Raw genomic sequence first — 13,595 nt, 5'->3', positions numbered from 1 at the left:
GCGCCGGCAAGGAGGATGCCGAAGTAGGGTGTGTCGCCCGAGCTTTGCAGATATTCTGAAACCGCGTGCGTCGCTTGTGGCGACACACGCTGCCTGCCGTGCAAACGGCATGACGGATATTTGCGTGCTGTTTCACCATACCGGCCGCAGGCATGATGGCGGAGTGCGGCAAGGCCGCAGGTTTTGATTTTGCCCCGCCAAGCCGCCCACGCCTTTGCGGGCGGCCTTATTTCCTACTCAACGTCAGTCCGGTCCAGCCGAAGGCCAGGGTCAGCAGCAGGCTCAGATAGCAGAAAAAAGCATAGGGCAGGTAATCCAGCACCTGCACGCCCAGCGTCTGCGCGATGAACACGCCGCACACGCTCCACGGCACCAGCGGGTTGATAACCGTGCCCGCGTCTTCCAGCGTGCGCGAAAGGTTGCGCGGGTGCAGGCCGAGTTTGTCGTACACCGGCTTGAAGGTTTCGCCCGCCAGCAGAATGCTCAAATACTGCTCGCCGATTAACACGTTCACGCCCACCGAAGTGGCGGCCACGCTGGCGGTGGCGCGTCCCGCGCTGGTGAGAAAGCGGCGGATGCATTCGAGCAGGCCGGGGATGATGCCCAGCGTAAACAGCAGCCCGCCCAGGCTCAGGCCGAGGATGACGATGCCCTGGGTAAAAAACATACTTTCCAAGCCTCCGCGCGACACCAGCCTGCCGATGCGGTCGAAATCCCCTTCGATTTTAAAACCGCCGTAAAACCAGCTTCCCAGCGTGGCCAGATTCGGGCTGCTGTGCAGATAGGTAACGGCCACGGCGGACACGATGGTGGCCAGCATGGCAACCACGGCATTGACGCGGCGCACCGCCAGCACCACCAGCACGGCAAACGGTATCAGCGAATAGGCGTGCACCAGGCCGGAGGCTTCGAGCTGACTGCGGAACACGGCGGTGCTGTTCAAATCGTGTGCGGCGGCGGCGGGCAGCAGCCAGCCGGTGGCCAGCGCGGTCAGAATCCAGGCCGGCACGGTGGTGTAGGCCATATTGCGGATATGCTCGAACAGATCGATGCCGACGATGGAGGCGGCGATGCCCGTGGTGTCCGAAAGCGGCGACATTTTGTCGCCGAAAAACGCGCCGGACACCACCGCCCCCGCCGTCATAGCCAGATTGGCGTGAAACGCTTCGCCCATGCCGATAAAGGCCACGCCCACCGTGGCGCAGGTAGTCAGGCTGCTGCCGATGCTTATCCCGATCAGCGAAGAGAGCACGAAGGCGGAAAGATAGAAATATTCGGGCGAAATCAGGCCGAAGCCGTAATACATCAGCGTGGGAATCGAGCCGGACATCATCAGCGCGCTCACCATCAGCCCGATAAAGAAAAACAGATACACCGCGCCCATGCTCTGGCTGAGGGCGGCAATCATGCCGCGCTGCATATCGTCGTATTTCAGACCCCGCGCCAGGCCGTAGGCCAAAAGCGCGGTGATGGCGGCGATGATGGTCATATGCGGCAGCCATTCCAGCGCGATAATGGTGTAGCCCATTGCCGCCACCAGAGCGGCAGCCACCAACACGGCTTCTTTGCGCGGCATATCGATTAATGATTTGAAAGCGAACACGGTCTGCTCCGTTTGTTTGGCTGGAAACGGCGTATATTGTAGCCTATCGGCACAATAATTTACATAACTTAAAAAACACCCGCAAACGCGGCTCCGCGCCGCCGCCCCCGCTTCGTGCTTTTTCAGACGGCCTGCCGCCGCGAAAAGGCTATAATCCGCTTTTTTCCACCCCGTCCCGCCCGTGCGGCGGCCTTGCCGGAAAACCGTTTCCACGCCATGACCATCCTGATTGCCGCCCCGTTCTGCTCGCTGCCCGGCGAGCCTTATTTCAACCGTTTCCGCTATCTGGCCGAGATGCTGGCCGAGCGTCATGACGTGCTGCTGCTCACCAGCCGCTTCCGCCATTACGACAAATCGTTCAGACGGCCGGAAGATGCGGCCGCCGCCTCCTCAGGCCGTCTGAAAGTGGAGCTGATCGACGAAGCGGGTTATACCGAAAACGTTTCGACAGGCCGTCTGAAAAGCCATCACGGCTTCGTGCGCCGCCTCGACCATTGGCTGCACGGCCGCCGCACGGGGGAATTCGGCCTGGTGTATTCCGCCTACCCGCTGATTGCGTCCAACCTCGTGCTCGGGCGGCACAAAGCGCGGCTGGGCTACAAGCTGCTGATCGATGTGCAGGACGTGTGGCCGGAATCGTTTTCTGCCGTGCTGCCCGCACTCAAACACCTGCCGCCGCGCCTGTTTCCCTTTGCCCGCAAGGCAGACCGCGCCTATGCCTGCGCCGACGCGCTGGCCGCCGTGTCCGAAAGCTATCTTGCCCGCGCCCGCGCCGCCAATCCCGCCGTGCCGCACGAAGCGGTGTACATCGGCGCAGACTGTGCCGCCGTGGCCGCCGCGCCCGCGCTGCGCTTTGAAGCCGGCAGGACGCGGCTGTTTTATCTGGGCACGCTCAGCCACAGCTACGACGTGGAAACCGTCTGCCGTGGCGTGCGCCTGCTGCGCCAGCGCGGCGAAGACGTGGAGCTGCACATCTGCGGCGGCGGCGGCGACGCGGCGCGCCTGCAAACGGCCTATGCCGCCTCCGGCACGGTGTTCCACGGCTACCTGCCCTATGCCGACATGCTGTCGCTGGCCAAAGGCTGCGATATGGCGGTCAATCCCATCCACAGCTACGCGCCGCAGTCGGTAACCAACAAACTTTCCGACTACATGGTGCTGCAAAAGCCGGTTTTGAACAGCCAGACCCATCCCGAAGTGCGCCGCCTGCTGCACCTGCTGCCGCACGAAAACTACGCTTCGGGCAACGCGCAGGACTTTGCCGCCGCGTTCGGCCGTCTGAAAAACAACGCCGCCCCCGTGCAGACGCAGGAAATCGCCCGCCTGTTCGACCGCCGCCTGTCCTACCGCCGCCTCGCCGCCCTGATTGAAAGCCTGCTGCCATGAACGCCTTTTGCAAACGCGCCTTCGACATTGCCGCCGCCGCCGCCGCGCTGCTCCTGCTCTGCCCGCTGCTGCTGCTTTTGGCGTGGGCGGTGCGGCGCAAACTCGGCTCGCCCGTCTTGTTCCGCCAGATGCGTCCGGGCAGAAACGGCGAACTCTTTGCCATGTACAAATTCCGCACCATGCGCGACGCGGCCGACAGCACGGGCAGGCCGCTGCCCGATGCCGAACGCCTCACGCCTTTCGGCCGCAAACTGCGTGCCGCCAGCCTCGACGAGCTGCCCGAATTGTGGAACGTATTGAAAGGCGACATGAGCCTGGTCGGCCCGCGTCCGCTGCTGCCCGAATACCTGCCGCTCTACAACGCCGAACAACGCCGCCGCCACGAAGTGCGCCCCGGCATCACCGGCTGGGCGCAGGTAAACGGGCGCAACGCCCTATCCTGGCAGGAAAAATTCCGCCTCGACGTGTGGTATGTGGATCACCGCTCGTTTTGGCTCGATATAAAAATCCTGCTGCTCACCGTGAAAAAAGTCTTTATCCGCGAAGGCATCAGCAGCGAAGGCGAAGCCACGGCGGCGAAGTTCGAAGGCAACGGCAAAGAAGGCTGAACCGTTTTTCAGACGGCCTGCCGCCTTGTACAGGCCGTCTGAAAAACATTGTCGGACAAGGCCTTGCCGCCGCCATCCGTTTTCCGTTTAACAAGGCCGTTTTATGAACACAGACACCAACGCAGACAAACTCGTCATCATCGGCGCGGGCGGCCACGGCAAAGTGTTGGCCGCCACCGCGCTGGCCGCCGGCCGGTGGGCGCAGATTGTCTTTCTCGACGACGGCCGCGCCGCCGGCGACACCGTACTCGGCCTGCCCGTTTTGGGCGGCACACCGCTTTTGGGCACGCGCCTGACTCCCGACGCATACCAGGCCGCCGTGGCCGTGGGCGACAACGCCGCGCGGCAAAAGCTGTTCGGCCGTCTGAAAACGCTCGGTTTCACCCTGCCCGACATCGTCCATCCGAGTGCCGTCGTCGCCCCCTATGCCGCGCTCGGCGGCGGCTGCGCCGTGTTTGCCCAAGCCGTTATCCAGCCCGGCAGCCGCATAGGCGAAGGCTGCATCGTCAACACCGCCGCCACCGTCGACCACGACTGCACGCTGGGCGCGTTTGTCCACATCAGCCCGGGAGCGCATCTGGCGGGCGGCACGCAGGTCGGCGCGGGAAGCTGGATAGGCATAGGCGCGTGCACCCGCCAGCAGGTGCGCATCGGCAGCGGTGCAACCGTCGGCGCGGGCGCGGCGGTAGTCGGCGACATTGCCGACGGCCTGACCGTCGCGGGCGTGCCGGCGCGGGCGTTGCAATGACGAAAGGCCGTCTGAAAAACAGCCGTGCGTTTTCAGACGGCCTCTTGCAGGCAGCAGCAACGGCAAAACCGCACGACCCGCCCTTTGCTCCCGCATGGCTGCCGAAAGAATGCGGCGGCGGACAACAGGCCGTCTGAAAAACAGCCGGCCGCAGAAAGCCCGACAGCCCGCTTCCCCCAACCGCTTTTACACCCCGCCATGCCGCCATGCCGCCTCGGCCGCAGCGGCGGCCTGCCTGTTCCGACAGGCCGTCTGAAAAAGAAAGAAACCTCATGCTGAACACCTCCCTCTCCCCCTGGCCGAGCTTCACCCAAGAAGAAGCCGATGCCGTATCGCGCGTGCTGCTGTCGAACAAAGTCAATTACTGGACGGGCAGCGAATGCCGCGAGTTTGAAAAAGAGTTTGCCGCCTTTGCCGGCACGCGCTACGCCGTTGCCCTGGCCAACGGCACACTGGCTTTGGATCTGGCCTTAAAAGCCGTAGGCATCGGCGCGGGCGACGATGTCATCGTTACCTCGCGCACCTTCCTCGCCTCGGCTTCCTGCATCGTTACCGCAGGCGCAAACCCCGTATTCGCCGATGTCGATTTAAACAGCCAAAACATCACCGCCGACACCATTCGGACGGCCTTAACCCCCAATACCAAAGCCGTCATTGTCGTCCATCTGGCCGGAATGCCCGCCGAAATGGACGCGATTATGGAATTGGCCGAAAAACACAATCTGTGGGTCATCGAAGACTGCGCACAAGCCCACGGCGCACGTTACAAAGGCAAATCGGTCGGCTCGATAGGCCACATCGGCGCATGGTCGTTCTGCCAGGACAAAATCATGACCACCGGCGGCGAAGGCGGCATGGTTACCACCAACGACAAAGATTTGTGGGAAAAAATGTGGTCGTACAAAGACCACGGCAAAAGCTACGACGCGGTGTACCACCGCCAACACCCGCCCGGCTTCCGCTGGCTGCACGAAAGTTTCGGCACCAACTGGCGCATGACGGAAATGCAGGCCGCCATCGGCCGCATCCAGCTCAAACGTATGCCCGAATGGACGGCCAAACGCCGCGCCAACGCCGCGAAGCTGGCCGAAACGCTGGGCGGCTCCGGCTGCATCCGCCTTCCGGAAGTGCCCGGACATATCGGACACGCGCAATACAAGTTTTACGCATTCGTGCGCCCCGAAAAGCTCAAACCCGATTGGAGCCGCGACCGCATCGTCAGCGAGCTGAACGCCCTCGGCGTGCCCTGCTATCAGGGAAGCTGCTCCGAAGTGTATCTGGAAAAAGCCTTCTACGGCACGCCGTGGCGGCCGGAAAGCCGTCTGAAAAACGCGGTCGAATTGGGCGAAACCGCGCTGATGTTCCTAGTCCATCCCACGCTTACCGACAGCGAAACCGCGTTCTGCCAACAACACATCGCCGCCGTGCTGCAACAGGCCGCCCTGCCGGCCTGCGGATAACACCATGTCCTGCGACTACGAAGCACGGATAAAAGCCAACACCACCGATCTCGCCGCCCTGAACGGCCAGCCGCTCAAAACGCTGCTGGCGGAAAACACCGGCGGCGAAATCAACTAGGTTTACCTGCACATCGGCGCACACTGGTACAACATCTGCGGCCTGATCGGCTCGGAAATACTGGCCTTTACCCGCTGCCCCGCGCAAGCCGACTACCGCGCGGGCAAACCCGACCCGCAAACGGCATACCTCCAAACCCTGCCGCTGCCGAACACCTTTCTCGGCTGCCACATCGCCGACATCCACCGCATCGGCAGCGCATGGCACGGACACGGCTACGAAATCTGCTTTCACGAGCGGCAGGACAGCAGCCTGATTATCCAAAGCATATACAGCGGCACACCGCCCGCAGGCTATGAAGACTGCCTGCGCATCGGCATCGTGCAATACCAATACTGCCTCTAACGGCAGGCCTCCGCCGCCCTCCCGCCACAACACGCAAACTGTCCGAAAAGCACAAAACAGCATTTCCGACACGCCGCATCCCTGCTTTCAGACGGCCTGTTTTCCGTTTTACAGCCGCAGCAATAAAGCCGGCGCACGGCCGGCCTTGCTCTGCCATATAGGGAAACACAAAGTAGAAAAGAAACAAGGCGGCCGCCTGTTTGCTCTGTTCCACCATCCGTCCTTGCCCGCCGCGCAGACTCCGCATCCGAGCCCGCTTCCGTCCACGGCCGCAAGGCCTCGTCCCGCCTACCGCCCGAACAATTCCGCCACCGCCGCAGCCTCCTCTTCCGTATAGCCTGCGCCGTTCAGCTTGGACGACAGCACAAATTCGCCGCCCAATCCCCGTTCGGCACACACCTCCCGCCACGCTTGCAGCTTTTCTTCCCTGCCGCCCTTGTTTTTCAGACGGCCTGCCGCACGCGCAGCCTGCCGCACTTTGTCTTTTCCATTCTGCATTTTTCACACTCCATATAACGATACGCCGCCATCATAGCGCGTTCCGCCCATGCGCTCCAATCCGCCAAAAAAGTCTTTTCCAATAAAAATAAGCAAATTATAAAATTTACACCAGCTATTATTGCGGCTCTGTGCCGATGCCGCTAGAATACTAAATATAGTATTCAAACAAGCCTGTTTATACTATATATAGTATTTTATGAGGTAATCATGCAGAAGCTGCGTTTCACAGAAGAACAAATCGTCTGGCAGGAAGTGCCGGGCGAGGTGTCGCTGGCGTTTTTGTTTTCGGGCTGTCCGTTGCGCTGCAAGGGCTGCCACAGTGCCGATGCTTGGAAGGCGGGTTTGGGGCAGGAATTGACTGTCGGGTATCTCGAAGGCCGTCTGAAACGCTATGCGGGCTTGATCAGCTGTGTACTGTTTATGGGTGGCGAGTGGCTGCCCGACGAGCTGGAAACAATGCTGCAAACCGTAGCGGCCGCAGGTTTGAAGGCGTGTTTGTACACCGGCTTGGAGCGTGAAGAGCTGGAGGCGGTTTCAGACGGCCTGATTCCGCTTTTGACCTATCTGAAAACAGGCCGCTGGCAGATGGAGTCGGGCGGCTTGGACAGCCCGTTTACCAACCAGAAATTTACCGATTTGCGTACGGGCGAAGTGTTGAACCATTTGTTTGTCAAAGAAAAACCCGCGCCCAAAGTGATTCCGATTGCCGCAGGCGCAGCGGCAGTGTCCGGCTTGGCGCAAAACCGCGAGGCCGCGCTTCAGACGGCCTAACCGGCAAAGGCCGTCTGAAAATATCTTAACCCTTTGTTTTCAAACCAACCGTGAGGAGGATTTAACATGATTCGGCTGTATCCCGAACAGTTAAACGGCAAACTGCAATTCATGCACGACTATATTTCCGCGCACAACGCGGCCGACGGCTCGAAAATGGATGCCAACGCCAACGTTACCCAGAAAAACATCGCCACGATGGAAGCGGAAATCATGAAAGACTTTTTCGTGCAGGTGAACCGCGCCCAAGTGTCGCGCAAAATCGCCGAGATTTTCGACGAAGCCACCGCGCGCGAATACATCCACCAAATCGAGGCGCACGAGATTTATGTGCACGACGAAACCAGCCTGAAACCCTATTGCGTATCGGTAACGCTGTATCCGTTTCTGCTCGACGGCCTGACCCGGCTCGGGGGCGAATCCAAAGCGCCCAAGCATCTGGCTTCGTTCTGCGGCTCGTTTGTCAATCTGGTGTTTGCCATCAGCGCGCAATTTGCCGGCGCGGTGGCCACCGTGGAATTTTTGACTTATTTCGACTACTTCGCCCGCAAAGACTACGGCGCAAACTATCTCGAAACCCACGCCGCCGAAGTCGCCAACCATCTGCAGCAAGTGGTGTACAGCATCAACCAGCCCGCCGCCGCACGCGGCTATCAGAGCGTGTTTTGGAATATTTCGGTATACGACCGATACTATTTTGAAGCCATGTTCGGCGACTTCGTGTTCCCCGATTTTGAAAAACCGGTGTGGACTAGCGTGGACAAGCTGCAAAACTTCTTCCTGAAATGGTTTAACCAAGAGCGCACCAAAGCCGTACTGACCTTTCCCGTCGTAACCGCCGCCATGCTTACCGACGGCGGAAAGTGCAAAGACCGCGCGTTTGCCGACCAAATGGCCAAGGAATTATCGGAAGGCAACTCGTTTTTCGTTTACCTTTCCGACAACCCCGACTCGCTCGCCTCATGCTGCCGCCTGCGCAACGCCATCGAAGACCGCACCTTCAGCTACACCCTAGGCGCGGGCGGCGTGGCCACAGGCTCGATTAACGTCATCACCCTCAACATGAACCGCCTCGAACAAGACGGCCGCGACTTGGCCGCCGAGGTCGCCAAAATCCACAAATACCAATACGCCTACCGCAAACTGATGGAAGAATACCGGGCCGCCGGCATGCTGCCCGTGTACGACGCAGGCTTCATCACGCTCGACAAACAGTTTCTCACCATCGGCATCAACGGCATGGCCGAAGCCGCCGAATCATGCGGCATCACCGTGGGCTACAACGACGACTACATCCAGTTTGTACAAGGCCGTCTGAAAACCATCTTTGAAGCCAACCAGGCCGCCGCCAAACACTACGGCGTGAAATTCAACACCGAGTTCGTGCCCGCCGAAAACCTCGGCGTGAAAAACGCCAAATGGGACAAAGCCGACGGCTACAGAGTCAGCCGCGACTGCTACAACTCCTATTTTTACGTTGTCGAAGACGAACAGACCAACGCCCTCGACAAATTCCTGCTGCACGGCAAAGAGCTGGTCGACTGGCTCGACGGCGGCTCCGCGCTGCACCTGAATCTCGACGAAGCCCTGCCCGAAGCCGGCTACCGCTCGCTGCTCGACATCGCCGCACACACCGGCTGCAACTACTTCTGCGTGAATGTGCGCATCACCATCTGCAACGGCTGCGGCCACATCGACAAACGCACCCTGCACGCATGCAGCCGCTGCGGTTCGCACGACATCGACTACGGCACGCGCGTCATCGGCTATCTCAAACGCGTTTCCGCCTTCAGCAGCGGCCGCCGCAAAGAGCATTCGCTGCGGCACTACCACCGCGAAGCGGCCTGAACGGTTTGTGCGGAGACAGTTTGTACGGAGTAGCAACAGGCCGTCTGAAAACCCGTTTTGCAGGTTTTCAGACGGCCTGTTTTCCGTTTTTCCAACCGCCGCACACATCTGAATCCGCGTGCGCGGCCTGCGCCACACACCCTACGCGAATTTGCCTTGTGTAGGGTGTGTCGCCCTAAGGCGACGCACGCGCTCCCGCCACAGCATACAAACTGTCCGAAAAGCACAAAACAGAATTTCCGACACGCCGCATCCCTGCTTTCAGACCGCCCCGTCTGCCGTTTTACAACCGCCGCCAACACATTTGAAGCCGCGTGCGCGGCTTGCGCCACACACCCTACGCGAATTTGCCCCGTGTAGGATGTGTCGCCCTAAGGCGACGCACGCGGCTCCCCTCCCCAACGGAACACCTCCCGCCTTGAAAACAAAAAACGCGTGCTCGGCTTGCGCCACACACCCTACCTTAACAGCAAAGCCCCGCCAAACCCCGTGTAAGCAATGCACGCGCTCCCGCCACAGCGCAAAGGCCGTTGCCGTTTTACAACCACCGCACACATCTGAAGCCGCGTGCGCGGCCTGCGCCACACACCCTACGCGAATTTGCCTGGCGTAGGGTGTGTCGCCCTAAGGCGACGCACGCGGCTCCCCTCCCCAACGGAACACCTCCCGCCTTGAAAACAAAAAACGCGTGCGCGGCTTGCGCCACACACCCTACCTTAACAGCAAAGCCCCGCCAAACCCCGCGTAAGCAATGCACGCGCTCTCGCCACAGCGCAAAGGCCGTCTGAAAACCTGCAAAACAGATTTTCAGACGGCCTCTTTGCCCACACGGGCGGCAACGGCAGGTTTAGTCGCCGATTACGTCCATATTTTTGTCTTTAAACTGCGTATTGGGCACTTTGACGATTTTCGGATCGATTTTGCCGATGGCTTTTTCGTCTTTGCCCGGATAGTCGAGCTGGTGCAGGAAGTAGCGGATGCAGTTGAGGCGGGCGCGTTTTTTGTCGTCGGAGCGGATAATCGTCCACGGCGCATCGCCTGTGTGGGTGTGGAAAAACATGGCGTTTTTCGCTTCGGTGTAGTCGTCCCAGCGGTCGAGCGACTGGATGTCCACCGGCGAGAGTTTCCAATGTTTCAGCGGATCGTCGCGGCGGGAGATGAAGCGGCGCAGCTGCTCTTCGCGGGATACGGAAAACCAGAATTTAAACAGGTGCAGGCCGCTGTTTACCAGCATTCTCTCCAATTCGGGTGCCTGGCGCATAAAAAGCAGATACTGCTGCGGCGTGCAGAAGCCCATCACGCGCTCCACGCCGGCGCGGTTGTACCAGGAACGGTCGAAAAACACCATTTCGCCTGCGGTGGGCAGGTTTTGCACGTAGCGTTGGAAATACCACTGCCCCTGCTCGGTTTCGCTGGGTTTTTCCAATGCCACCACGCGTGCGCCGCGCGGATTCAGATGCTCCATAAAACGCTTGATGGTGCCGCCCTTGCCCGCCGCGTCGCGGCCTTCAAACAGGCTGACGATACGCTGGCCGGATTCCTTCACCCAGCTTTGCACTTTCAAAAGCTCGATTTGCAGCGCGGCCTTTTCTTTTTCGTATACGCGGCGGCTCATGCGCAGGCGGTAGGGATAGTCCTGCGGCAGCGGCGCGGTGCCGGAATCCTCGCCCGACACTTTGCCCTGGTGTTGCAGCACTTCTTCTTCAAACACTTGCAGACGGTCTTTGTTTTCACCCACATCCACCTGCTCGAAGGGTTTTAACTGACGGTTTGCCATACTGGATCCTTTCGTGGTTTGTCTATGGTTTGTCCACGGCAGATTTTACGCGCTTTGACACAAACAAACAAATTACCGCAGCCGCACGGCAGCCTATAATCCGCGTTTTTTCCCGTTTTGGATGCCATGCCCCACTTCGTCCTGGCCGATGACGCGCAACAAGGCCGCGCCGTGCTTTTCGAAAAGCTGCAATACAGCGATTTTCTGTTTTCAGACGGCCTCGACAGCCTAGACGGCCTGCTGCGGCTCGGCTGGGCGCGCGGCCTGCACGTTTTCCTCGCCGCCGACTACGCCTTCGGCCTGCCGCTGCAACACCTGCCGCCGGAAGAGCCGCCCGGCCGGCTCGCGCTGCACTGGTTTGCCGGCAAACGTGCCGTTGATGCCGAAAGCTGGCTGGCGGAACACGGCGGCTCCGCCCCCGCCGGCATTTCCGCGCCGCAATCCTCCGTGTCCGAAGCCGAATATCTCGAACACATCCGCGCCATACAGGAAGCCGTTGCACGCGGCGACTGCTACCAAATCAACTACACCCTGCGCCTGCACCTCCAAGCCTACGGCAGCCCCGCCGCACTCTACCGCCGCCTGCGCCAGCCCGTACCCTACGCCGCGCTCTGCCGCCTGCCCGCTGCGGACGGCCGCGTAACGTGGACGCTTTGCTTCTCGCCCGAACTTTTTTTAAAAATCGGCGCGGACGGCCTCATCAGCACCGAGCCGATGAAAGGAACCGCCCCGATACTGGGCGACGGACAAGACGAAGCCCGCGCCCTGGCCCTGCGCTCCGACCCGAAAAACCGCGCCGAAAACGTGATGATCGTCGACCTGCTGCGCAACGATTTGGGCAAAACCGCCGCCACCGGCAGCGTGCGCGTACCCGAGCCGTTTAAAGTGTCGCGTTTCGGCAGCGTGTGGCAGATGACCAGCCGCATCGAAGCGCAGGCCGCCGCCGGCACCACCGCCGCCGGCATATTCCGCGCCGCCTTCCCCTGCGGCAGCATTACCGGCGCACCCAAGCGCAAAAGCATGGAAACCATCGCCGCCCTCGAAACCGAACCGCGCGGGCTTTACACCGGCAGCATCGGCTTTCTCAACCCCTGCGCGGGCGGCCTCGGTTTCGAAGGCGTACTGAACGTGGTCATCCGCACGCTGGAACTGACACCCGCGCGTTCAGACGGCCTCTGGCACGGCGTATATGGAGTCGGCTCCGGCATTGTTGCCGACAGCAGCCCGCAGGACGAATGGCTCGAATGCGGCTGGAAAGCCCGCTTCCTCACAGAGCTGCACCCCGGATTTGCCGTGTTTGAAACCCTGCGCGTCGAAAACAGGCAATGCGCTTTGGCAGACAGGCACGCCGCCCGCCTGCAAGCCGTCGCGCAGGCATTGAACCTGCCGTTTCCGGCCGGCGGCGAAGCGCAAATCCGCGCATACCTGTCCGCGCTGCCCGACACCCTCCTGCGTCTGAAAATCACGCTGGATGCAGACGGCCTTTCCTTTTCCCACGTCCCGTTTGCCGGCCCGGCCGCGCCGCAAAGCGTCATCGTGTCGCCCGAAATACTGCCGCGCCGCGATTATCTGCGCCGTTTCAAAACCACCCTCCGCTCCGCGTTTGACGCAGGCATCGGGGCGGCAGAGCGGCAGGGCGCGTTCGACAGCCTGTTTTTCAACACCGACGGCCTGCTGCTCGAAGGCGGGCGCAGCAATGTGTTTGTCAAATACTGCGGGCAATGGCTCACGCCCGCCGTGGATTTGGATATTTTAAACGGCGTGATGCGGCAGGAAATCCTGGCCAGGCCGCAGCATTATCTCGGCACGGATACGGTATCCGAAGCCCGCATCACGCGCGCAATGCTGTTTGCAGCCGAAGAAATCCGCCTGTCCAACGCCCTGCGTGGCGTATTCCCCGTGCGCCTGCAAACGGCATAGAGGCCGTCTGAACAGGCTTTTTCAGACGGCCTCTATGCCAAATCCCGTAGGGTGTGTCGCACAGCGACGCACACGGGTTTACGGATTGGTTGGAAACGCAGCCTGCAAACACAGAACGCGTGCGCCGCCTTGGAGCGGCACACCCTACCCAAACGGCAGAGGCCGTCTGAAACAATAGAAATAGAATCCGCATTTTCAGACGGCCTCACTTTCCGTTTGCCCCACCAAATCCCGCGTAGGGTGTGTCGCCGCAGCGACGCACACGGTTTTGCGGGTTTACGGATTGGTTGGAAACGCAGCCTGCAAACACAGAACGCGTGCGCCGCTTAGGGCGGCACACCCTACCTAAACAGCAAAGGCCGTCTGAAACAATAGAAGCCGTATTTTCAGACAGCCTCACTTTCCGTTTGCCCCGCCAAATCCCGCGTAGGGTGTGTTGCCGCAGCGACGCACACGGTTTTGCGGGTTTACGGATTGGTTGGAAACGCAGCCTGCAAACACAGAACGCGT

General features: G+C 60.6%; 11 protein-coding genes. 8 read left to right on the top strand and 3 right to left on the bottom strand.

The window, feature by feature from the left end; translation table 11 throughout:
• Nucleotides 1-226: 226 nt before the first annotated feature.
• Nucleotides 227-1,603 (bottom strand): Na+/H+ antiporter NhaC, encoded by a 1,377-nt coding sequence (gene nhaC / locus DYE40_RS06065; protein ID WP_115308173.1) that lies wholly within the window; start codon nt 1,601-1,603, stop codon nt 227-229.
• A 216-nt stretch (nt 1,604-1,819) separates the two neighbouring features.
• Here nhaC and DYE40_RS06060 point away from each other — a divergent pair, with 216 nt between their 5' ends.
• The 5 genes from DYE40_RS06060 (at nt 1,820) to DYE40_RS06045 (ending at nt 5,805) form a co-directional block, all read left to right on the top strand.
• Nucleotides 1,820-2,989, top strand: a complete 1,170-nt coding sequence (locus DYE40_RS06060) for a glycosyltransferase (protein ID WP_115308326.1) — start codon at nt 1,820-1,822, stop codon at nt 2,987-2,989.
• Nucleotides 2,986-3,597: a sugar transferase gene (locus DYE40_RS06055; protein WP_115308172.1), complete on the top strand. Its 612-nt coding sequence runs from the start codon at nt 2,986-2,988 to the stop codon at nt 3,595-3,597. The genes DYE40_RS06060 and DYE40_RS06055 overlap by 4 nt, the downstream gene beginning before the upstream one ends.
• Before the next feature lie 103 nt (nt 3,598-3,700).
• Entirely contained in the window at nt 3,701-4,345 is a 645-nt protein-coding gene (locus DYE40_RS06050; RefSeq protein WP_115308171.1) for an acetyltransferase, read from the top strand.
• Nucleotides 4,342-4,482, top strand: coding sequence for a hypothetical protein (locus tag DYE40_RS12575; RefSeq protein ID WP_172461225.1), 141 nt, complete (start codon nt 4,342-4,344; stop codon nt 4,480-4,482). The genes DYE40_RS06050 and DYE40_RS12575 overlap by 4 nt, the downstream gene beginning before the upstream one ends.
• A gap of 135 nt (nt 4,483-4,617) precedes the next feature.
• A complete protein-coding gene (locus DYE40_RS06045; RefSeq protein ID WP_115308170.1) occupies nt 4,618-5,805 on the top strand; it encodes a DegT/DnrJ/EryC1/StrS family aminotransferase in 1,188 nt (395 codons plus the stop codon).
• A 751-nt stretch (nt 5,806-6,556) separates the two neighbouring features.
• Here DYE40_RS06045 and DYE40_RS06040 read toward each other — a convergent pair.
• Entirely contained in the window at nt 6,557-6,766 is a 210-nt protein-coding gene (locus DYE40_RS06040) for a hypothetical protein (RefSeq protein WP_115308169.1), read from the bottom strand.
• Nucleotides 6,767-6,976: 210 nt separating this feature from the next.
• Here DYE40_RS06040 and nrdG point away from each other — a divergent pair, with 210 nt between their 5' ends.
• Together nrdG and nrdD are read left to right on the top strand one after the other, a co-directional pair.
• Nucleotides 6,977-7,540: an anaerobic ribonucleoside-triphosphate reductase activating protein gene (nrdG, locus tag DYE40_RS06035; protein ID WP_115308168.1), complete on the top strand. Its 564-nt coding sequence runs from the start codon at nt 6,977-6,979 to the stop codon at nt 7,538-7,540.
• Between the two features lie 66 nt (nt 7,541-7,606).
• Complete coding sequence (nrdD, locus tag DYE40_RS06030; RefSeq protein ID WP_115308167.1) at nt 7,607-9,388, top strand: anaerobic ribonucleoside-triphosphate reductase; 1,782 nt, start codon at nt 7,607-7,609, stop codon at nt 9,386-9,388.
• Nucleotides 9,389-10,235: 847 nt separating this feature from the next.
• On the opposite strand, the gene ppk2 is transcribed toward nrdD, so the two are convergent.
• Complete coding sequence (gene ppk2, locus DYE40_RS06025; protein WP_115308166.1) at nt 10,236-11,165, bottom strand: polyphosphate kinase 2; 930 nt, start codon at nt 11,163-11,165, stop codon at nt 10,236-10,238.
• Between the two features lie 126 nt (nt 11,166-11,291).
• On the opposite strand from ppk2, the gene DYE40_RS06020 reads away from it, so the two are divergent.
• On the top strand, nt 11,292-13,085 hold the full coding sequence (locus tag DYE40_RS06020; protein WP_115308165.1) for a bifunctional chorismate-binding protein/class IV aminotransferase: 1,794 nt from the start codon (nt 11,292-11,294) through the stop codon (nt 13,083-13,085).
• The last annotated feature ends 510 nt before the right edge of the window (nt 13,086-13,595 follow it).

This window comes from Kingella potus (assembly GCF_900451175.1).
GTDB lineage: Bacteria > Pseudomonadota > Gammaproteobacteria > Burkholderiales > Neisseriaceae > Neisseria > Neisseria potus.
Note: the sequence above shows the minus strand (reverse complement) of the source record. Positions and strands in the feature narration are given on the sequence as shown.